The sequence below is a fragment of the Thalassovita gelatinovora genome (assembly GCF_001458355.1).
In the GTDB taxonomy this organism is placed as follows: domain Bacteria; phylum Pseudomonadota; class Alphaproteobacteria; order Rhodobacterales; family Rhodobacteraceae; genus Thalassobius; species Thalassobius gelatinovorus.
Window position 1 is genome coordinate 42,421 of sequence record NZ_CYSA01000023.1, and the last position, 20,608, is coordinate 63,028.

Consider the following 20,608-nt stretch of genomic DNA (forward strand, 5'->3'; position numbering starts at 1 on the left):
GGCGCCGCCGCCCGCCGTCCCGTTTGTCAGAGCTTGATCAACCGGTCATTCATCGTCACCACGCCGTCCTGCACGATCTTGCACAGCAATCCGCGCAATCGCAGATGAACGTTTTCGCGGGTGGTGATCCAATCCTTGGCGGCAGCGCCGTAGCGGGCTTTCCATTTGACGCAAGCATCATTGAACACGTCCGACACTTCGAGCACCGCCGTGCCGGCCTGCAACCGGCTGCCGACCGGTAGATTGCTGTAAGAACAATCCAGATCGGCGATGATGGGATCGCCCGGATGCGGTTGCGTTTCGCGGTCCAGCCAGACCGCGTTCAGCACCCGAGTCGGCAGAATCGACACCTGAATGCGCGGATCGGGGCTGCCATCTGGCAGCTTCATCCAAGGCGATGTCATCCAGCGGTCGCCGGGAATGCCCTGATCGACGGTCAGGGTCAGTTCCGGCAGGAAATCGCGTTGCCCGAAGCCGGGACGGCGGCACAGCATTTCAATCGGCGCATCGTCGCACGGCGCAGCGCGGATGTGATCGAGCGCGGCGGCAAGCTGGTCAGAGGTTGGTTGCATCAGAGTTTCCCCAGCAGGTTTGTGGTCGGCCAGGCATCGGCGGGCAGGCCCAGACGTTTTTGTTCCGCCTGCACCGCGGCGCGGGTGCCAGCGCCCAGAATGCCGTCGATCTTGCCGACGTCATGGCCGCGATTGGCGAGCTTTTTCTGGAGTTGTTTCATCTGTGCGCCGGACAGGACCGGGTCGGGATTGCCTGCATCGAATACCGGCGCACCCATCAGGCGGGTGCCGAAATAGGCTGCGGTCAGAACATAGGTAAAACTTTGATTCCATTCGAAATAGACATCGAAATTGGGATAGGCGACGAAGGCCGGACCGTTGCGCCCTTGCGGCAGGATCAGTTTCGCGGGCAGCCCCGGGGCCTGCCATTGGCCGGACCTTGGCTGCACCCCCATCGCCTGCCATTGCGACAGCGGCAGGGCGGTGTCGGTGCCGCTGAGCGACCAATCCATTTGGGCCGGAACCCGGACTTCCTGCAACCACGGTTCACCGGCGCGCCAGCCCAGATGTTGCAGCATCTTGCCGCCCGACATCAGCGCATCGGGGGCGGAGGTTTTCAGCGATACATGGCCGTCGCCATCCCCGTCGACGCCGTTTTCCAGGATGTCCTTGGGCAGCATCTGCACCATGCCGATTTCTCCGGCCCAGGCCCCGGTGGTGCGAGCGGGATCGAAATCGCCACGGGCATAGAGATCGATCGCGGCCAGAACCTGCGGCCGGAACAGATGCGGGCGGCGGCAATCATGCGCCAGCGTCACCAGCGCATTGGCGGTGTTGAAATCGCCCTGCACCGCGCCGAAATCGGTTTCAAACGCCCAGAAGGCCAGCAGCACGCCGGGGGAAACGCCGAAATCGCGTTCGATCCGGTCGAATGTGGATTGGTATTTCCGCGCGTTGGCTTGACCGTGATCCATCCGGTTCTTCGAAATCAATCGCCGCGCGAAGGTGGTGAAATCCAGCGTGAACACACCTTGGCGGCGGTCGGCGGCGAGCGCGTTCTGATCCTGCCGGACCGAGGCGAAAAAGCCGTCGACCGTGGCCCGCGAATGGCCCTGGGCGATGGCGTCCTGTTTCAGCCCGGTGATAAATCCGGAAAAGCTGCCGCCGCAGGGAGTTTCGGCCAATGCCGGGCCTGTCAGGGTGGCGGCAAGAAGTAGGGCAGGGAGGGGAAAGCGCATGAAATCCTCGGTATGAAAATGAGTGGGCTCAACCTAGCAGGATCGCCCCTTGCTGCAACCGTCAGAATGCAGCGGCCAGAACCGTCGTGATCAATACGCCCGCCAGCACCACCGACCAGCCGCGCCACAGGGCACGGGTGGCGGCGTCGATGTCATCGGGGCCGGGGTCAATCCGGCCCTCGGGATGGACATAAGGGTAATCGCGGCGTTCACCGTCATAGGAACGGGGACCAGACAGGGCGACGTTCAGCGCGCGGGCCATCGCCGCTTCGGGCCAACCGGCATTGGGCGAGCGGTGCTGGCGCGCATCGGTCACGATCGCGGGCCAATGGCGGAATACGCCGTGCGTCAGCGCGATCAGCAAAGCGGTCAAGCGGGCCGGGGCCAGATTCAGCAGGTCGTCGAACCGGGCGGCGGCCCAGCCGAAATCCTGATGCCGGGGGGTGCGGTAGCCGATCATGCTGTCGGCGGTATTGGTGATCTTGTACAGCAGCAGACCGGGAAGACCCAGAAGCGCGTACCAGAAAATCGGGGCGATGACGCCGTCGGAAAAATTTTCCGCTGCGCTTTCGATTGCGGCGCGGGTGATGGCGGGGCCGTCCATGTCGCTTGTATCGCGCCCGACGATCATCGCCACGCACATCCGGCCGTCGCCTTCGGACAGGCGCAGCGCAGTGCCGACCGCCTTGACATGATCGACCAGCGACCGCTGCGCCAGCAGGATGGCGGCGATGACGATTTCGACCAAAGGGCCGAAGCGTGACAAAGCCCAACCCAGCAGCAGCGCGGCGCAGGCAAGCCCAACCATGGTGGCAATGCCGTTTCTGCGGCGCTGATCGCCGTGATTGAAGCGCTGATCGGCCCAGCCAACCGCGCGGCCCATCACAACGGCGGGATGCGGAAACCGTGACCACAGCCATTTCGGTTCCCCCATCGCGGCGTCCAGAAGCATGGCCAGAAACAGGGTCATAGCGCGGCCTCGATCCGGGCCCATTGATCCGGGGCGGGCAGGCCGAGACGGATCAGGTTGTCGGAATAGGGAAAGATGCGGGTCCAGATATGGGCCTTTGCCAGCCGGTCCTGCCAATGTTGTGCGTGATCGACCCGGTAAAGCCGGAACAATGAGGTGCCGCCAGCAAGTTGCGCCCCGGCGCCGGTCATCCGTGTATCGAGTCGCGCGGCGTCTGCGGTCAGCCGTTGGCGGGTTGCGTTGGCCCAATCGGGATCGGTCAGGGCGCGGCGGCCTAGGATCAGCGCCGGTCCGGCCACTGGCCACGGGCCGAGCCTCTGCGACAGTTGGTCGATCAAGGTGGGGTCGCCGATGGCAAAGCCCAGCCGCAACCCGGCCAGACCCCAGAATTTACCGAAGCTTTTCAGGATCAGCGTGCCGGGGGTGGTGGCGCGGCAGATCAGGGACCGGTCGGGGGCCACATCGCAGAAGCTTTCGTCGATCACCTGCAGGTCATGGCCGCCGGTTTCGCCATCCTGCCAATCACCGGTCGGGTTGTTGGGATGCACCACGACGCGGGCGGTCGGGTTTTGGTCCGACACCTGCCAGCCTTCGGCGGTGAAGGCGGCGGCGTGTTCGTTATAGGTGGGGGCGGGAATGTCGACCGTGCCGGGTGGGCGCAGCGCCGGAATGCGGGCGATCAGCGAGGACGCGCCGGGGGCGGCCAGAATGGCGGCACCATCGGGGACATGCCAGAAGCTTTTTGCCGCGCGGATAAGTGCCTGTTGCGCGGTGGCATCGGGCAGGGCGGTCCATGCGTCATCGGGAATGTCGGCAACCGGATAGGGCACCGGGTTGATGCCGGTCGACAGGTCGATCCAGTCGGCACGCGCACCGCCATAGCGTGCTGCGGCCGCATCGAGGCCGCCGCCATGATCGCGTTTTGGCTGGGCCACGTCAGGACCCCTTGGGCAGCGGCGGATGGCGGGTGACGAAATGGCCCTTCACCCCTTGCGGCCATTGCCGGAACGGAACCTGTCCGGTGTCGCTTTGGGCGTGCAGGGCGGCATAATCGACGATCGCCTGCGCCGCGCCTTCTTCTTCGGGGTCGAACCGGCCCAGCGTATAGTTGAGCTTGCCTTCGGCCTGAATGGCGATGTTACAGCCGTGGCCGCATCCCATCAGGCACGACACCCGCCGGGTTTGAATATCCGGGTTGGTTTCGGCCAGGGCTTCGACCTTTGCGGCCAGCGCTTCGCCATCGGTGCAAGGCGCGGTGGTGGCATCCCAGCCGTCGCGTTTGCAGGTGTCACAGATCGTAATCCAACTGGTCATTCAGACGCTTCCTTTTGGCGCAGAGAAAACGGATTCCTGCCAAAAGCACAAGCGGGGAGGAGGCGAAAATGTCCAATCACCGATCATATGCGGTCTGTCGCGCCAAATGTCGGGCGGCACGCGGCTGTTATAGCGCGGTGGCAGACAGGGTTTCGCGCCGATGCGGTTCGGTGTGGTCCAGAACCGGGTTAATCGGGAGGATCCGGTGCGGATTGATGCCATCATGGCTGTAGTGATAATGCCGAATGATATGATCGAAACGGGTGGTCGCGGCGACGCCGGGCCATTGGTACAATTCGCGGGTATAGGCCCACAGGTTGGGATAATCGATCAGCCGTTTGCGGTTGCATTTGAAATGCAGGTGATAGACCGGATCGAAGCGGATCAGGGTGGTGAACAGCCGCCAATCGGCTTCGGTGAGGGTGTCGCCCAGCAGATAGCGATGTGTTGAAAGCCGCTGTTCCAACCAATCCAGCGTGTCGAAAAGCGGCCCCACCGCGGCGTCATACGCGGCTTGGCTGGTGGCAAACCCCGCCTTGTAGACGCCGTTATTGACGTCGTCATAGATGCGCGCATTGATCCGGTCGATATCGGCGTGCAGGTCTTGCGGCCAGTAATCGGCGTGATTGCCGGTCAGTTCGTTGAAGGCCGAATTGAACATGCGGATGATTTCGGAGCTTTCGTTCGACACGATGGTGTTGGTCTGGGTGTCCCACAGGACCGGCACCGTGACCCGCCCGGAAATATCGGGGTTTGCCCGGATATAGACATCGCGCAGGAACGGGAGCGCGAAAAGCCGGTCGCCGGTGGTGCCGGGGAAATCGGTCTGAAAGGTCCAGCCGTCGGACAACATGTCAGGATGCACGACCGAAACACCGATATGATCGTCCAGCCCTTTGAGGGTGCGGAAAATAAGCGTGCGATGGGCCCATGGGCAGGCATAGGAGACATAGAGGTGATAGCGCCCCGATTCGGCCTTGAAGCCGCCGATGCCGCTGGGGCCGGGGCTGCCGTCGGCGGTGATCCAGTTGCGGAACGACGCGGTCGAACGCACGAAGGCGCCACCGGTTTTGCCGGTATCGTACCAGGTGTCGTGCCAGGTGCCGTTGATCAATTGTCCCATTCCGCGTCTCCTTGTGTGCTGCTTACCTAGTGGGTTCGGGCCGGGCCGGAAACCGGCAGGAAAGCGCAGAATGGTTGCGATTGTGCACATCGTGTCAGCACGCGGGCGCAATTCACGACCGCAAGGGTGTTTCCGCAATTGCGCAGGGGGAACCGGGACGATTATACCTGACACCGACGAAGCCCCATGGAGGGCCGGAGAGGTGGGCTTGTGCGATCGACCCAATCAGGGGATCAGGGCAAGCGTCGTCAGGTGTCTGAAAGGGCATCCTCTCTTCGACAGGTTGAGACAGGAGAGAGACATGAAAATTTTCTATGCAATTGCGGTTATCGTCTGGGCCGGTCAGGCCGCCGCGCATCCGGGGCATCTGGCCGAGGTTGCAGGTCACGGGCATTGGTTGGCAGGGGTCGCCATTGGGGCGGCCATTGCGATCGGCCTGTGGGCCGGATTGAAGGGCAAACCCGCGACTGACGCGGAAACGGATGACTCCGACGACGCCCCCGAAGAAGAACTTCAGGACGCCTGAGGGATGACGAAAATCGGAGTGATGATCTGCGGCCACGGGTCCCGCAGCCAAGCGGCTGTGGATGAATTCAGCGTGTTGGCGGAAAAGCTGCCCGCGTTGTTGCCCGACGATTGGGATGTGGAATACGGCTATCTGGAATTTGCCAATCCGGTGATCCGCGACGGTCTGGACCGGTTGCGGCAGAACGGCTGTGACAGGATTCTTGCGGTGCCGGGGATGTTGTTCGCCGCGATGCACGCGAAAAACGATATCCCGACGGTATTGAATAGCTATGCCGCCAAGCACGGCATCGAGATTTCCTATGGCCGCGAATTGGGGGTGGACCCCAAGATGATCGCCGCAGCAGGGGCGCGGATCCAAGACGCGGTCGCACGCGCCAATGCCGATCTGGGCGAGGTGGCGTTGCATGACACTTGTCTGGTGGTGATCGGGCGCGGCGCGTCGGACCCGGATGCCAATGGCAACGTGTCCAAGATTGCCCGCATGCTGCAGGAAGGCATGGGGTTTGGTTGGCTTGAGGTGGGCTATTCCGGGGTGACGTTCCCGTTGGTCGAACCGTGCCTGAACCATGCTGCGAAGCTGGGGTACAAGCGGATCATCGTGTTCCCCTATTTCCTGTTCACCGGCATCCTGATCGACCGCATATATGGTTTCACCGATCAGGTCGCGGCGCGGCATCCGGATATCCAGTTCGTCAAGGCGGGGTACCTGAACGATCATCCCAAGGTATTGGAAACCTTTGCCGAACGGGTGAAGGAACAATTGAGCGATGCGCCGCCGCCCAATTGCGGGATTTGCGGGTATCGCAGCCAGGTTTTGGGGCTGGAGGATGGTGCGGTCCGGCGGATCGATCCGGCCGACCGGGCCGGGCATCCCGCCTTTGGTGATGTGCCGCCAGCGGTGTGCGTTTTGTGCAAATACCGCGTCGAGGTTCTGGGATTCGAAGCCGAGGTTGGCGCGGTGCAGGAAAGCCATCATCACCATGTCGAAGGTCAGGGCGCCAGTGCGCCGGGATCGAACGTGGCCGATTGTGCGCTGTGCGATACGTTTTGCACCGGGGAATGCCGGTTGCAGGTGGGGCACCATCACCATCACGACCATGATCATGATCACGGGCATCATCACGACCATGACCATGCCCACGATCACGCGCATCCCGAATATCCCCATGCCGACCACCCGCTTGGGCCGGAAAGCGCACGCAAGCACCGGCATTGATTCCATTGCAAAGCCCGTCCGGGTTTTGCCTTATGCATCGACCCCTTACGGCGCTTCCCCCGGTCCCGGGGGAAGGCCCCCAACGGAGACCGAGCGCCATGCGGCCCTATGAAAAGACCCCTTCGGCGATTTATGCGCAGTCCTTTGCGACGGTGCGCAAAGAGGCGCGTCTGGACCGGTTCGACCCAGGGATGCAGGCGCTGGCGATCCGGCTGATCCATGCCTGTGGCATGGTGGAAATTGCCGACCGGCTGGCGTTTTCCAAAGCGGCCTATGCGGCGGGGCACGAAGCGTTGCGGCGTGGTGCGCCGGTGCTGTGCGATTGTGAAATGGTCGGGTCAGGGATCATCCGACGCTATCTGCCCGCCGGGAACGAGGTGGTGGTGACGTTGAATGATCCGCGTGTTCCGGGCATCGCGGCAGCAATCGGCAATACCCGGTCGGCGGCGGCGGTGGAGCTGTGGGCCGACCGGCTGGACGGCGCGGTGGTGGCGGTGGGCAATGCACCGACGGCGCTGTTTCACCTGTTGGAACTGCTGGACGAAGGTGCGCCGAAACCGGCTTTGATCCTGGGCTTCCCGGTTGGGTTCGTGGGTGCTGCGGAAAGCAAGGCGGAACTGGCGGCGCGTCCGCGCGGGTGCGAATTCGTGGCGCTGCGGGGACGGCGCGGCGGTTCGGCGATTGCGTCGGCGGCGGTGAATGCGTTGTCTGCCGGATTGCCGGAGGAGGCGTGATGCGCGGGGCAAGTGCGTATTTGAAGAACGATGAAACGGGAGGTGCCTATGTCTGATCCATGGTTGCATATTGTCGGGATCGGTGAAGACGGATTGGACGGGTTGTTGCCAGCCACCCGCGCGGTGGTGGACGCGGCTGAGGTGATTGTCGGCGGCGACCGGCATCACGAATTGTCCGGTCTGGTCAACGCCGAGCGGATCGCCTGGCCGTCGCCCTTCGATGCATTGATCGACATGCTGAAGGGAATGCAGGGGCGGCGCGTGGTGGTGTTGGCGACCGGTGATCCCTTGTGGTTTTCGGTCGGGGCGCGGATCGGGCGGGCGATTGATCCGGGCGAAATCATCTATCATCCGCAATTGTCGGCGTTTCAGTTGGCGTCCGCCCGGATGGGGTGGAGTCTGGCGGATGTTGAAACGCTGACCGTGCATGGTCGCCCGGTCGAGCAGATGATCGCCTTCATTCAGCCCGATGCGCGGTTGTTGATCCTGACCACCGGAGCAGAAACGCCGGGACAGATCGCGACGTTTCTGAGCGCACGCGGGTTTGGCCAATCAAAGATGACGGTGTTGGCCAATATGGGCGGTGCAGAAGAAGCGCGGTTCGATGGGGTGGCCGAAAGCTGGGATCATCAGGTGCCGGCCTTCAACACCCTGGCGGTGGAGTGTATCGCCGCGCCCGATGCGGCGCTGTTGCCACGGGTGCCGGGGTTGGCGGATGAATTGTTCCAGCATGACGGCACCATGACCAAGCAGGAGGTCCGCGCGGTGACGCTGGCCAAGCTGATGCCGATGCGCGGGGCGTTGCTGTGGGATATTGGCACCGGCTGCGGATCGGTGGCGGTGGAATGGATGCGCGCGGCGCGCTATGCCCGCGCCATCGGGATTGAGCCGCGTGCCGATCGCCGTGCCATGGCGGCGGCAAATGCGCTGGCGCTGGGCGCGCCCAAGCTGCAATTGATCGACGGCAGGGTGCCGCAGGCGCTGACCGGGCTGGAAGCCCCCGACGCGGTGTTCATCGGCGGCGGATTGAGCCGCGAGGTTTTCGAAACCGCTTGGAGCGCGCTGCGCCCGCTGGGACGGTTGGTGGTCAATGTGGTGACGTTGGAAAGCGAAGCGGTGCTGGTGGCGCTGCAAGGCGAATTCGGCGGGCAGTTGGTGAAGATCCAGATCCAGCGCGCCGAACCGGTCGGGCCGCGCACCGGCTGGCGGCCGCTAATGCCGGTGACGCAATGGAGCCTGATCAAGCGCTGAGGCGCGTGGTTCTTTCGACATGCGACGATGACCGGATTTCGATCACTGAAGTCCGTCAAGTGATCGGGGTCTGGTGATCGTCGGGTGCAGGTGTGCTTGGCGGACCGTATCCGCATTCAAGATGCCCACCGGGGCGAATGCGGAGAGATCGGCACAGCGCGTGGTTCCGATCCAAGGCGGGTCACCAGAGGTGATAGTTCGCGATGCGCGGGCGTTCGGGCCATGGGGCAAGGCCGATGTCGCGCATCAGGTAGGGCGGCAGGTCGCGCGGCAAGCCCCGCAGGGCGCGCCGATGATGGGCTTGAGAGAGCCGAAAAACAGAGAAGAACATCTTGCTATCCTTTCAGGCAGTGAGGCGGATCGCGGCGCGCAGTTGCGCGCGCAGATCTTCGGTCGGTCCATTGACGAGGCGTGCGCCGGTGTTTTGGACAATCAGGGTGGGAACCGCGTGGACTTGTCGCCGCCGGGCGTAACGGCGATCCTGTTCGACGTCTCGGGCGGTGGCCGGGTTTCCGAGACGCCTTGAGAAAGCGGTCCGGTCATGGCCAAGCGAAACCGCGAGATCGAGCACGACCTCGCGATCGGCGATGTTGCGTGCTTCGGTGATGTGCGCCGTCTGAAGACGGTCGAACATGTCCCAATGGCAAGACGGGCCGCCGATTGTTTCGGCCGTCTTGCACGCCAGAGCCGCCACCATTCCATGCGGATAGTCAAACCGCGCTTGGCGCATGCCTTCGATGTTGAACAGTTCGGGAGTGTCGCTGGCACTGCGGCACATTTCCCAATGGTCGAGAATCGTTTTGCGCGCGTTGGCTGGGGTCCCCCAGCGTTGGGCCATTTCGGCAGGGCTGGCTTGCAAGACGAAGGTGCGATGGCGGATGTCGAGGTCGAATTCTTCGGCCAGCCGCCGCATCCTTGGCGAGAGGTTGAAGCACCAGCCGCACACGACATCGTGGAAGAAATCGATGGTGAGGCGTGACATCACGCGGCCTCCTCTTGCTGATCGGGCAGGGCAAGACGGGCGGCGATCTGGGCGACATGCGCGCCTTGGAAGCGGGCCCCATCCAGATCAATTTCGGTTGGCGTCCGCGACCCGTCCGCGCCCGCGATGGTGCCTGCGCCATAGGGGGCACCACCGATGATTCCGTCTGCGGTGGTCTGACCCGCGAAGGAATAGGGCATGCCAACGATCAGCATGCCGAAATGCTGAAGCGGGATTTGTGTGGACAGGATTGTTGCTTCATGGCCGCCATGCTGCGACCCGGTCGAGGCGAAGACAGCTGCGACCTTGCCCACCAGCGCGTTGCGCGCCCAAAGCCCGCCCGCCTGATCCAGAAAGGATTTCATCTGACCGGCCATCATGCCGAACAGCGTCGGCGTGCCGAAGATGATGGCGTCATAGGATTCCAGGTCGGCAGGGGTTGCGACGGGGGTATCGTCGGCGGCGAAACCGGCTTTTTGGCGGATTTCTTCCGGCACCGTTTCGGGCACGCGGCGGATATCGACATGGGTGCCGGGCACGCTGCGGGCGCCTTCGGCTTCTGCTTGGGCAAGGGCACGGACATGGCCGTAGCTTGAATAGTAAAGAACGAGAACTTTGGTCATTGGAGCCTCTCGGGTTTGAAGGTTTCGATACCTGAGAAGATCGCGGATTCGGCGTCCCGGAATAACCGGGCCGCTTTCACATCATTCTTTACGTGTGTTGAAGAATATCAGGCCGCAAGCGCTTTGCGCAGATGGTCGAGAAACGCGGTGACCTTTGCATCCATGCCCAGCCGTGATGCCGTCACCGCGAAGATATCCGGTGTCGGCAATTCATAGCCGGGCAGAACGCGCACCAATTCGCCGCGCACCTCTGGTCCGTTCGAAACGAAATCCGGCAGAGTGCCGATCCCTTGTCCCGCGATCAGCAGATCGCGCAACACCAGGCTGTTCCCGACCCGCACGGTTGGGGCGAAATCGAGCGTGCAGATGTCCGAAGGACTGGTCAGGGTCCAAGTGGTCAGATGATCGGCCAGCAGAAAGCCGACCATCTTGTGATTGAGAAGGTCCGTCGGTGTGTCCGGGCGGCCCGCCCGTTCCAGATAGGCAGGAGCGGCGAAGACGCGCTGCCGCACGGTGCCGATCTTCTTTGCGACCAACGCCGAATCCGGCAGCACGGCCCGAATACGGATCGAAACATCGAAACCACCTTCGACCATGTCGATCACGCGGTCATCGAGGGACAGCGTCAAGTTGAGATCGGGAAAGGTTTCGAGAAAGCCCGGAAGCATCGGCGCGATGACCGTTTGGCCGAAGGAACTGGACGCATTGATTCTGAGATGTCCGCGCACGGAGCCGGCACCGTCGCGAATCCGGGTTTCTATCTGCTTGACGGCGTCCAGGATCCCGCTGGCTTCGTCGTAGTAGAGGCGCCCGGCATCGGTCAGGGACATGGACCGCGTCGTTCGTGTCAGTAGCGTGCAGCCGAGGCTTTCTTCGAGAAGCTTGATTTCGCGGCTCAGCAGCGCGGGGGAAACGCTGAGGTCTTCTGCGGCGCGGGCAAAGCTGCCACGTTCGACGATGCGGCGGAAAGCGGTCATAACAGATAGTTTATCCATCGCAGAAACCTTCGTTGCGGTGTGACCAAAAGACGGCGGCGTTCACGCGGCAAGGATAATTGGCTCTGACGGAAGAATCCAATTTTTCGTCTTGGTTGCGGGCGCACAAGGCTTGCTTCATCCCCCTCGGGCGCAGCATTTGGGCAACGCCCTTGGTAACGAATTTACCGATTTTGTTCCGCATGGCGGAAAAGGTGGCGGTCGCCTGCCGTCGGGCCTGATCGGGGGAGGATGTCGCAACAGCGCCCGCCCGGTTAGGGTGCTATGCGCCCGTGTGGGCTGCGTTCGAGGTTCAGTTTTTACCAAAATCCGCTTCTGTGGGGCGTTGCGGAATGCGCTGAAGCGGTGCGCGCTTGGGGTGTGCCTTTGGCGCAACCGCCTTGGGTTGGTTGACGGAAAGACGCCTTGGGAGTCAGGAAAGCGTGCCAATTTGGTTGTTTTGGTCGCTTAAAACCGCATTGCAGAAATATATTCCGAAATATTGATTGCGTTTGTGTTGGGTTTTTTGCCATTTAGGGCCGGCTTGAATCGAGGAAACGCAGAATGCCAAATTTACCAGCGCAAACAGAGGACTTGATTTCGATCGAGACCCATTTTGGTCGGGGCAACATGAAGTGCTTCGCGGATCGGCCCAATGATGTGAATGTCATGGTCCAGCAGGCGATTGCGCGGAACCCGCACGGGGAAGCGTTGGTGTGTGACGATCTGCGGTTATCCTATCGCGATCTGGACGACAGGATCAGCTTGGCCGCCAAGGGCCTGACCGCGCTTGATGTGTCCAAGGGGGACCGGGTGGCCTTGTTGTTGGCAAATGGCCCGGAGTTTCTGATTGTGCTTTTGGCCAGTCTGCGTCTGGGGGCGATCGCGGTGCCGATCAATGTGCGGGAACAAACGCCTGAATTGGCGCATATCCTGAACGATTGTGGCGCGGTTGTTGTGGTCCATGATGCGGATATTGCAGCCAAGCTGCCGGACCCTGACGCGGTCGGGCAGGTGAAAAACCGCATTTGCGTTGGCGGTAGCGTGGACGGGTCGGTGGATTACGACCAGTTCCTCACAGCGGGGGCGCAATCGAAAGACGCTGAGGTCGATCAAGAAGACACGGCGGTGATCTTGTACACTTCTGGCACCACCGGGCAGCCCAAAGGCGCGATGCTGACCCATCTCAACATCATTCATTCGGCAATGCATTTCGAGCATTGCATGGAACTGGGACCGAAGGAGCGTTCGTTGCTGTCGGTGCCCGCATCACATGTGACGGGGTTGGTGGCGACGCTTTTCACCATGCTTCGCACGGCCGGGTGCAGCGTTATCATGCGCCGCTTCAAGGCCGAGGATTTTCTGGAGCTGGCCGCGCGGGAAAAGGTGACGCAAACCTTGATGGTTCCGGCGATGTATAACCTGTTCCTGCTGCGCTGCGAGATCAAGGATTACGACCTGTCGCATTGGCAGATCGGGGGCTATGGCGGGGCACCGATGGCCCCTTCAACCATCCGGGAATTGTCTGAAAAACTGCCGCAACTGCATCTGGTCAATGCCTATGGGGCGACCGAGATTACGTCGCCTGCAACAATCCTGCCTCTGGGGTTGGGTGCGGTTCGATCCGACAGCGTCGGTGTTGCGGTGCCTTGCGGCGAAATCAGGATCGTTGATGATCAGGGCCGCGACGTCGATGACGGTGAGCATGGCGAGCTATGGATCAAAGGCCCGATGGTGGTGCCGGGGTATTGGAATAACCCGGCAATGACCGCCCGGGAATTTCAAGACGGGTTCTGGAAAAGCGGCGATATCGGATCGCGCGATGCAGAAGGCTTCGTGCAGTTACATGACCGCAGCAAAGACATGATCATTCGCGGCGGGTACAATATCTACAGCGCCGAGATCGAAAACACGCTGACGGCACATCCCGATGTGATTGAATGTGCCGCCATTGGTCAACCCGATCCGGTGCTGGGCGAAAAGCTGCATGTTTTTGTGCATAGCAGTGACGCTGGTTTGGATGCTCCGGCGATCAAGGCCTATTGCGCAGCCCGGTTGGCCGATTACAAAACGCCGGATTTTGTGACCTTTTCCGCTCAGGAGCTACCGCGTAACGCCAATGGTAAAATCATCAAGACCGCGCTGCGGGGGTTGGTTTAGGGCGCAGTCCGTTGATGATGGTTGAGGCCAGCGTCTGAGCGATTCTGGACCGTTCCGCCTGAGTTTGGTCCGGGCGGACGCGGTACCAATCAACCAGTCCGTTCAAAGCCCCCATCAAGGCGCGTCCGGCAAGGGCTTCGTCGGGCACTGACAGCGTTCCCTCGGACTGTCCTTGCCGCATGACCGCGCGATAGAGCCCTTCGTATTCATTGCGCAGCGCAATGAGTTCCATGAGCACTTCGCGTTCGGCTTCGGTGGTGGAGCCGCGCAGGTAGATATCCACCCCAAGTCGGATGCTGCGCTGATAAGGCAAAGTGTCCATCATCACATGGCCATGGGCCGTTGCCATCCGCATCAAGGCTTCGTCAGCCGGAATATTTTGTTTCAAAATGGGTTGTACTGCGTCGAAACAGAACCGCATGGCCTGTCTGTGGATGGCAAAAAAGATGTCATTCTTAGACCTGAAATAGTGATAAACCCGGCCTTTGGTTGCGTTCAATTCGCGGGCGATATCGTCGATCGTCGTCTTTTCCAGCCCGTGCCGCATGAAGCAGATGGCTGCTGCATGAATGATTTCCTGCTGGTTTTCGACCTTGCGATTGTTTTGTTGTCGTTCTGTTGAGGCCATTTATTTTGTCCGTTATCCCACTTCAGGTTGTCGTATTGCAAAGCCTGTTCCTCCCACGGAAAAGCCCATTCCATAACTCTTCGATTTTAACGCAGCGTCAATTCCAAAATCCGATTTGAGGCAATTGACACTGTCACTGTAGCGTTGAGTATGTAGGCATACTACTGAGTATGATGTTTTTGCCAAGACGGCATGATGCAACATCAGGTCGGTATGCGGTTGGGGGAATCCTGCGGCTGACTTTCTGGGACGAGTAAGACGGCAAAACCAATAGATCACACATACACTTCGCGCCTATCGCGCGCTCGGGAGGAGCACAGATGACTAATTTCAAAGCCACGAAAACAATGGTTTCCGCTATTGCGGGGATCGCCGCAATTGCAGCGCTGCCGGTGGCTGCTGCCGAAAAGCTCAATTTTGCTTATGGCTATCCCAATACCTCGAATATCGGGATTGGGGTCGAAGGCTATGCTGATGCCGTGGAAGAATATTCTAAAGGGGAAATCAAGATTAAGGGATTTGCGATGTCCCTGCTGAGTCTGCCCGAGACAAGCCCGGGTGTGCGTGACGGTTTGGCCGATGCCGGATTTGTCCTGACCCCTTATTACGCAGCTGAATACAGCACCAACCTGTACCTGCACGAAATGAACCCGCTGATCAATCTGGCGGAGAACCCCACTGGCAAAGAACCTTTGGCATTCGCCGGGGCCATGATGGAATACACATTTAACCATTGCCCGGAATGTCTGGAAGAATTCAAAGCGCAGAACCAAGTTTATACCGGCGGTGGCGTTACCCCGCTGAACAACCTGCTGTGCAAGGATGTGAAAATCACCACGATTGAAGACCTGAAAGGCAAGCGTCTGCGTGCTGGCGGGGCTGGGTTTGTCCGGTTTGCAGAACATTTCGGGGCGCAGGGTGTGCGCCTGCCGGTGAACGAAGTATACGAAGCGCTGGATCAGGGGATTTTGGATTGCGCCATGCTGAGCGCGCCTGAATTGACCAATTACAATCTGCACGAGGTCGTTACCGACATCACACTGGGCGTGCCGGGCGGTGCCTTTGCCGGTGTGGCTTCGGCCAATATCAACGCGGACCGTTGGAAAGCCATGAGCGATGAAAATCGCCAGATCTTGTTGTGGGGCGGCAGCCAGATTTCTGCTGGCGTCACGTGGAACTTTTACACGGACGATACCGTTGCGATCCAAAATGCAAAAGACAAAGGCATCAGGATACATCAGGCCGATCCAGAGCTGACCGCTGCGGTGAAGGATTTCGTCAATCAGGATCTGAAAACCGTTTCGGCGCTGTTCAGGGACACCTATGATGTTGCGCGCGCCGAAGAGATTGCCGCCGATTTCCCGCCTCTGGTTGAGAAATGGTACGGGCTGATCGAGGGCATCGAAACCCAGGAACAATTGCAACAGCTGTACTGGGACCAGGTCATTTCGAAAATCGATCCTGCGACATACGCACAGTAATTTTCCACAAGGGGCGCGCCGGTTCGCCGGTGCGTCCTTTTCCTGTTGGATGATGAAAGGGGAGGTTTTCCTTTGAAACCTATTGGCAAGGCGATTTCGTGGATCAATGCCGGTGTTTCGGGCGTTGCCGGGGTCTTGGTTTTGTTTCTGGTTGTTCATGTTTCTTTGGATGTCGTGATGCGGTTCGTGTTCAGCACGCCGCTGGACGCGACCATCCTATATGTTTCGGCGTTCTATATGGTGGCGATTGCCTTTCTTCCACTGGGGTTGGTGGAAGAGAAAAACAGCCATATCGCGGTCGAACTTCTGGTCGAACGGTTCCCGGGCAGTGTGCAAAAACTGCTACTGATCTGCGCAACGCTGATCACGGTGGTTGTCACCGCTGCTGTCGCGGTAAGGACCGGGCAAGAGGCGTTGGCAAAATACGTGACTGGCGCTTACTCGATCGAGACGAGCGGCAAGGTCATCACTTGGCCCACTTACTTTGTTCTACCGATCGGATTTGGCCTGATGTCGCTGGTGGCGGCTTTGAAATTCGTTGCGCTGTTGACAGGCAAGGACAGCGGATTGAGCAGCCTGAGCATCGAAGACCCCTATTTGCCGAAAGATACGCCTAATGTCTGAACTACAAATCGCCGGGCTGTTTATTGGCGCGCTGTTTTTCCTTATCCTGATGCGGATTCCGATCGGGGTGTCTTTGATTGCTGTCTCTTTTGGCGGTCTTTGGTCGATGTTCAATTGGAACATTGCCTGGGGGTCACTGGGGATCGTTCCTTATAACTTTGCCAATAGCTGGGTGCTGAGTTCGATCCCGGCATTTCTGCTAATGGGATTCATCTGCTACCATACGCGGCTGACGCAGGGGCTGTTCAGTGCGGCGCAGGTTTGGCTGTCGGGATTGCCGGGCGGGTTGGCCATTGCATCTGTGTTTGGTTGTGCCGGCTTTGCGGCGGTAACCGGGTCATCGGTTGCCTGTTCCGCAGCGATGGGCAAAATCGCAGTGCCAGAGATGATGCGCCACCGGTACAGTGCGGAATTGGCAACTGGTACGGTTGCAGCAGCGGGCACGATCGGTGCGCTTATTCCGCCATCGATCCTGATGATCCTTTACGGCATCATTTCGCGCCAATCGGTCAGCCAACTGTTTCTGGGCGGTCTGGTGGTCGGGTTGATTACCCTGTTTTCCTATATTCTGTTGATCCTCGTGCGGGTCAAACTGAACCCCGAACTGGCACCGCCGGTTGATATCAAGGCAACCCGCAGCGAAAAGATCCGGGCGCTGGGCCAGACATGGCCGGTGCTGTTGATCGTGATCGGGGTTTTTGCCGGTCTGTTCGGGGGGGCTTTCACGCCAACCGAAGCCGGTGCGATCGGCGCGTTGCTGTCTACGATGGTCGCGGCCATGTATGGCACGTTGAGTTTCCGGGCGCTGCGCATGGCGCTGGTGGAAACACTGACCACCACTGCGTCGCTGTTGATCATTGCTGTTGGGGCCAGCCTGTTGACACGCTTTCTGGCGCTGTCAGGGGTTGGGGATGCTTTGTCGTCTTCGATTCTGGCATTTGGTATGTCCCCGGTTCTGATCATGGTTGGGGTTGTTCTGGTTTACCTGTTGCTGGGCATGATGCTTGAGCCGGTCGGGGCGATGTTGCTGACTTTGCCGATCATGCTGCCGCTTATTGATGAGACCGGCTACAGCCTGCTGTGGTTCGGGGTCGTTCTGGTCAAGCTGCTGGAGATCGGAATGATCACGCCGCCGATGGGGATGAACGTCTTTGTCATCAAAGGTGTGGTCGGCAATATGGCGTCCCTTTCGACGATCTTCCGGGGGGTGTTCTGGTTTGTCGTTGTCGACCTTCTGATCATAGCTTTGTTGATCGCTTTCCCAGATATCGTGCTGTTCCTGCCTAACCTTTATGGGAAGTAAAAAGGACGATTTGCAGGATGCCACGTCTCGTTAAGGCAGCGATTGATGGCCTTTGGGCAGGTGCCAGAACCTGCGCCTGCCCAAGTTGACCAGCCCATATTTACCTCTGGTTCATTCGAAATCATCGGGGTTTGGATTTTCAGCCTGAGGGTCGGCAGCGGTGTCGATCCTCGGGCTGATACCTTTTGGGGTGCCGGCAAAGCTGACGGTGTCGATCTGCCTCCTCATGCAGGGCGACAGCGTCAAAGCCCCTTGGAACGAACCCAAGCCGGGCAGGATCAACGGGGGCTTGCCCTGGGATTGGTCCCAAATGTAACGCTCTGAACCAAAACCAGCTTTAAAAGGCGTGGGAATTCGCTGGAACTGCTGATACGGAAAACTTACCTCCGGTGGGTGTATTTGGGAAACAATGAAAGAGCAGGGGTCGGGCATGGCCGGGAAACTTTATGGGGTTGGGTTGGGGCCGGGCGATCCCGATCTGATGACGCTGCGGGCGCATCGGTTGGTGTCTCAGGCGCGTGTGGTGGCCTATCCGGCGCTGGCGGGCAGCGACAGTTTCGCCCGTGCCATCGCCGCGGCGGCGATCCCGGCAGGTGCACGAGAAATCGTGATGGATGTGCCGATGACGGTGGAACGGGGACCGGCGCAGGCCGCCTATGACAGCGGCGCGGCAAAGATCGCGCAGGCGCTGGAGGCGGGCGAAGACGTGGTTTGCCTGTGCGAAGGCGACCCGTTCTTTTACGGTTCCTTCATGTATCTTCATGCCCGGTTGGCCGACCGGTTCGAGGTTGAAGTGGTGCCGGGCGTAACCAGCATCGCCGCCTGCGCGGCGCGTGCCGGTTTGCCTTTGGCGGCGCGCAATGAGCGGTTGACGGTGTTGCCGGGGCCGTTGCCCGCAGCCGAACTGCGCACCCGGATCGAAGGCGCGGAAAGCGTGGCGATCATGAAGGTGGGGCGGCATCTGACCAAGATCCGTGGCGTGATCGCGGAGCTGGGCCTGACCGACAAGGCCATCTATGTCGAACGGGCGAGCCTGCCCGATGAAGTCGTGTGCCCGCTGGTCGATGCGCCCGAAAAGGCCCCCTATTTTTCAATGATCTTGCTGGTGAAAGGGGGCGACCCATGGCTGTGAAACCTGTTGTTCTGGTGTTGAATACGTCGGGCGAAGCGGTGGCGCGGGCCGTGGCGGAGGCCATCGGTGCGGCGCTGCATGGGCGCGAAGGGCGCGTGGCGCATGCGGATGCGTTTTTCGCCAACGCGCTGGATCATGCGCGCGATCTGTTTGCCGCCGGGGTGCCGGTGGTGGGAGTCTGCGCCAGCGGTATCCTGATCCGCGCGGTGGCGCCGTTGCTGTCGGACAAGCGGGCCGAACCGCCGGTGGTGTCGGTGTCGGATGACGGATCCGTGGTGGTGCCGCTGCTGGGCGGGCATCGCGGTGCGAACCGGTTGGCACGGGAAATTGCGCAAGGGGTGGGCGCGGTCGCCGCTGTCACCACGGCGGGCGATGTGGCTTTGGGGGTGGCGCTGGACGAACCACCGCTGGGGTATCGGCTGGACAATCCGCAAGACGCCAAAGCCGCGATGGCGGCGCTGCTGTCGGGAGCAGGCGTGTCGGTGACGGGCGAAAATGTGTTCGGGATCGAAGATAGCGGTGGCGCGGTTGAGCTGGTGGTGAGCGAAGCGCCTGAAGACGCCAGCGAAACGCGGTTGGTGTACCGGCCGCAGCGGTATGCGCTGGGGTTGGGATGTGCGCGCAACGCCGATCCAGAAGAAATGTGGGCGCTGGTTTGCGAGACGTTGGACAAGGCTGGGATCGCGCCAGCGGCAGTGGGCTGTGTCGCCTCGATCGACCTGAAAGCAGATGAACCGGCGATGAACACGGTGGCGCGACGGCTGGGCGTGCCGCTGCGGCTGTTCAGCGCTGCTGAGCTGGAGTCACAGCCGGTGCCAAACCCTTCGGAGGTGGTTTTTGCCGAGGTTGGCTGTCACGGTGTTTGCGAAGGCGCGGCGCTGGCCTGCGGCGGGGCCTTGGTGGCACAGAAGGCAAAGACCGCCAATTGCACCTGCGCCTTGAGCCGCGTAGAGGAGCCGATCACCGAGCTGCCGGGCCGTGCGCGCGGGCGGCTGAGCGTGGTGGGTATCGGGCCGGGGCAGGCCGCCTGGCGCACACCGGAAGTGTCGAGGCTCATCGCCGAGGCCGAGGAACTGGTGGGCTACGGACTTTATATCGATCTGCTGGGGCCGCTGGCCGCAGGCAAGACCCGGTCGGATTTCCCACTGGGCGGCGAAGAGGCGCGGTGCCGCTATGCGTTGGAACGCGCCGCCGAAGGGCGCAATGTGGCGTTGGTCTGTTCCGGGGATGCCGGGATTTATGCGATGGCAGCCTTGGTATTCGAATTGCTGGACCGCGGCCCGGACGAACACGGGGTTAGCGCTGCGGCGCACCGGATTGAGGTGATCTGTTCGCCGGGGATTTCGGCATTGCAGGGCGCGGCAGCGCGGGCCGGGGCGCCGTTGGGGCATGATTTCTGTACCATTTCGCTGAGCGATCTTTTGACTCCGCGCGATGACATCCTGCGGCGTCTGAAGGCAGCGGCGGAAGGTGATTTCGTGATCGCTTTCTATAATCCGGTGTCGAAGACGCGGCGCACCTTGCTGGCCGAGGCGCGCGATATCCTGTTGCAGCACCGCCCCGCGGATACGCCGGTGATGCTGGCGTCGTCGCTGGGGCGGGCCGAGGAGCGTGTGAGATATCGCCGGCTGGATCAGTTGGACGTGGACGAGGTTGATATGCTGACGCTGGTTCTGGTCGGGTCGAGCAATTCGCGGCTGGCGCAGTTGGGCGAGGGGCCGCGGATGTTCACCCCGCGCGGCTATGCGCGCAAGATCGATGGCGATCTGGCGGCGAAGGCCGGGCAGTGAGTATTTATCGAACAGTGAAAAGGAA

22 protein-coding genes are annotated in these 20,608 nt (G+C 60.8%); 10 read left to right on the forward strand and 12 right to left on the reverse strand.

Annotation, left to right across the window (positions count from 1 at the left end):
- Positions 1–26: 26 nt before the first annotated feature.
- From TG4357_RS11510 to TG4357_RS11535, 6 genes are all read right to left on the reverse strand, one after another.
- Complete coding sequence (locus tag TG4357_RS11510; protein WP_058263050.1) at positions 27–572, reverse strand: MOSC domain-containing protein; 546 nt, start codon at positions 570–572, stop codon at positions 27–29.
- Positions 572–1,750, reverse strand: coding sequence for a lytic murein transglycosylase (locus TG4357_RS11515; protein WP_058263051.1), 1,179 nt, complete (start codon positions 1,748–1,750; stop codon positions 572–574). Before TG4357_RS11515 ends, TG4357_RS11510 begins: the two co-directional genes overlap by 1 nt.
- A 61-nt stretch (positions 1,751–1,811) precedes the next feature.
- Positions 1,812–2,720, reverse strand: a complete 909-nt coding sequence (cbiB, locus tag TG4357_RS11520; protein ID WP_058263052.1) for an adenosylcobinamide-phosphate synthase CbiB — start codon at positions 2,718–2,720, stop codon at positions 1,812–1,814.
- Positions 2,717–3,655, reverse strand: a complete 939-nt coding sequence (locus TG4357_RS11525) for a threonine-phosphate decarboxylase (RefSeq protein ID WP_058263053.1) — start codon at positions 3,653–3,655, stop codon at positions 2,717–2,719. The genes cbiB and TG4357_RS11525 overlap by 4 nt, the downstream gene beginning before the upstream one ends.
- A 1-nt stretch (position 3,656) precedes the next feature.
- The gene (locus tag TG4357_RS11530; RefSeq protein ID WP_058263054.1) at positions 3,657–4,034 is read right to left on the reverse strand and encodes a DUF1636 family protein; all 378 of its coding nucleotides are present in this window, start codon (positions 4,032–4,034) and stop codon (positions 3,657–3,659) included.
- A gap of 127 nt (positions 4,035–4,161) precedes the next feature.
- Complete coding sequence (locus tag TG4357_RS11535; protein ID WP_058263055.1) at positions 4,162–5,157, reverse strand: glutathione S-transferase family protein; 996 nt, start codon at positions 5,155–5,157, stop codon at positions 4,162–4,164.
- 301 nt (positions 5,158–5,458) lie between these two features.
- On the opposite strand from TG4357_RS11535, the gene TG4357_RS11540 reads away from it, so the two are divergent.
- The 4 genes from TG4357_RS11540 to TG4357_RS11555 all read left to right on the forward strand — a co-directional run bounded on the left by TG4357_RS11540 (position 5,459) and on the right by TG4357_RS11555 (position 8,886).
- On the forward strand, positions 5,459–5,683 hold the full coding sequence (locus TG4357_RS11540; RefSeq protein WP_058263056.1) for a DUF6732 family protein: 225 nt from the start codon (positions 5,459–5,461) through the stop codon (positions 5,681–5,683).
- A gap of 3 nt (positions 5,684–5,686) precedes the next feature.
- Positions 5,687–6,901 (forward strand): sirohydrochlorin chelatase, encoded by a 1,215-nt coding sequence (locus TG4357_RS11545; RefSeq protein WP_058263057.1) that lies wholly within the window; start codon positions 5,687–5,689, stop codon positions 6,899–6,901.
- Positions 6,902–6,999: 98 nt separating this feature from the next.
- On the forward strand, positions 7,000–7,635 hold the full coding sequence (locus tag TG4357_RS11550) for a precorrin-8X methylmutase (protein ID WP_058263058.1): 636 nt from the start codon (positions 7,000–7,002) through the stop codon (positions 7,633–7,635).
- Positions 7,636–7,683: 48 nt separating this feature from the next.
- Positions 7,684–8,886: a bifunctional cobalt-precorrin-7 (C(5))-methyltransferase/cobalt-precorrin-6B (C(15))-methyltransferase gene (locus TG4357_RS11555; protein WP_058263059.1), complete on the forward strand. Its 1,203-nt coding sequence runs from the start codon at positions 7,684–7,686 to the stop codon at positions 8,884–8,886.
- Positions 8,887–9,067: 181 nt separating this feature from the next.
- On the opposite strand, the gene TG4357_RS19515 is transcribed toward TG4357_RS11555, so the two are convergent.
- The 4 genes from TG4357_RS19515 to TG4357_RS11570 form a co-directional block, all read right to left on the reverse strand.
- Entirely contained in the window at positions 9,068–9,217 is a 150-nt protein-coding gene (locus tag TG4357_RS19515) for a hypothetical protein (protein WP_158509071.1), read from the reverse strand.
- A gap of 12 nt (positions 9,218–9,229) precedes the next feature.
- On the reverse strand, positions 9,230–9,868 hold the full coding sequence (locus TG4357_RS11560) for a DsbA family oxidoreductase (protein WP_058263060.1): 639 nt from the start codon (positions 9,866–9,868) through the stop codon (positions 9,230–9,232).
- Complete coding sequence (gene wrbA / locus TG4357_RS11565; protein WP_058263061.1) at positions 9,868–10,491, reverse strand: NAD(P)H:quinone oxidoreductase; 624 nt, start codon at positions 10,489–10,491, stop codon at positions 9,868–9,870. The genes TG4357_RS11560 and wrbA overlap by 1 nt, the downstream gene beginning before the upstream one ends.
- Positions 10,492–10,598: 107 nt before the next feature.
- The gene (locus TG4357_RS11570) at positions 10,599–11,486 is read right to left on the reverse strand and encodes a LysR family transcriptional regulator (protein WP_058263062.1); all 888 of its coding nucleotides are present in this window, start codon (positions 11,484–11,486) and stop codon (positions 10,599–10,601) included.
- A 543-nt stretch (positions 11,487–12,029) separates the two neighbouring features.
- Between TG4357_RS11570 and TG4357_RS11580 the strand changes: the two genes are divergently transcribed.
- Positions 12,030–13,625 carry a class I adenylate-forming enzyme family protein gene (locus TG4357_RS11580; protein WP_058263064.1) on the forward strand — a complete coding sequence of 532 codons (1,596 nt, stop codon included), beginning with the start codon at positions 12,030–12,032 and terminating at the stop codon, positions 13,623–13,625.
- Here the strand turns inward: TG4357_RS11580 and TG4357_RS11585 are convergent.
- Entirely contained in the window at positions 13,597–14,253 is a 657-nt protein-coding gene (locus TG4357_RS11585) for a TetR/AcrR family transcriptional regulator (RefSeq protein WP_058263065.1), read from the reverse strand. The two genes, TG4357_RS11580 and TG4357_RS11585, sit on opposite strands and share 29 nt — an antisense overlap.
- Positions 14,254–14,573: 320 nt before the next feature.
- Here TG4357_RS11585 and TG4357_RS11590 point away from each other — a divergent pair, with 320 nt between their 5' ends.
- The 3 genes from TG4357_RS11590 (at position 14,574) to TG4357_RS11600 (ending at position 17,661) form a co-directional block, all read left to right on the forward strand.
- Positions 14,574–15,734, forward strand: coding sequence for a C4-dicarboxylate TRAP transporter substrate-binding protein (locus tag TG4357_RS11590; protein ID WP_175473925.1), 1,161 nt, complete (start codon positions 14,574–14,576; stop codon positions 15,732–15,734).
- Positions 15,735–15,806: 72 nt separating this feature from the next.
- Entirely contained in the window at positions 15,807–16,358 is a 552-nt protein-coding gene (locus tag TG4357_RS11595) for a TRAP transporter small permease (protein ID WP_058263066.1), read from the forward strand.
- Positions 16,351–17,661, forward strand: a complete 1,311-nt coding sequence (locus tag TG4357_RS11600; protein ID WP_058263067.1) for a TRAP transporter large permease — start codon at positions 16,351–16,353, stop codon at positions 17,659–17,661. Before TG4357_RS11595 ends, TG4357_RS11600 begins: the two co-directional genes overlap by 8 nt.
- Before the next feature lie 111 nt (positions 17,662–17,772).
- Here TG4357_RS11600 and TG4357_RS11605 read toward each other — a convergent pair whose 3' ends face one another.
- The gene (locus tag TG4357_RS11605; protein ID WP_058263068.1) at positions 17,773–18,093 is read right to left on the reverse strand and encodes a hypothetical protein; all 321 of its coding nucleotides are present in this window, start codon (positions 18,091–18,093) and stop codon (positions 17,773–17,775) included.
- Here TG4357_RS11605 and cobI point away from each other — a divergent pair.
- The gene (cobI, locus tag TG4357_RS11610) at positions 18,092–18,793 is read left to right on the forward strand and encodes a precorrin-2 C(20)-methyltransferase (protein ID WP_058263069.1); all 702 of its coding nucleotides are present in this window, start codon (positions 18,092–18,094) and stop codon (positions 18,791–18,793) included. The genes TG4357_RS11605 and cobI overlap by 2 nt on opposite strands.
- Positions 18,784–20,583, forward strand: a complete 1,800-nt coding sequence (gene cobJ, locus TG4357_RS11615; protein WP_058263070.1) for a precorrin-3B C(17)-methyltransferase — start codon at positions 18,784–18,786, stop codon at positions 20,581–20,583. The genes cobI and cobJ overlap by 10 nt, the downstream gene beginning before the upstream one ends.
- Positions 20,584–20,608 lie beyond the last annotated feature (25 nt).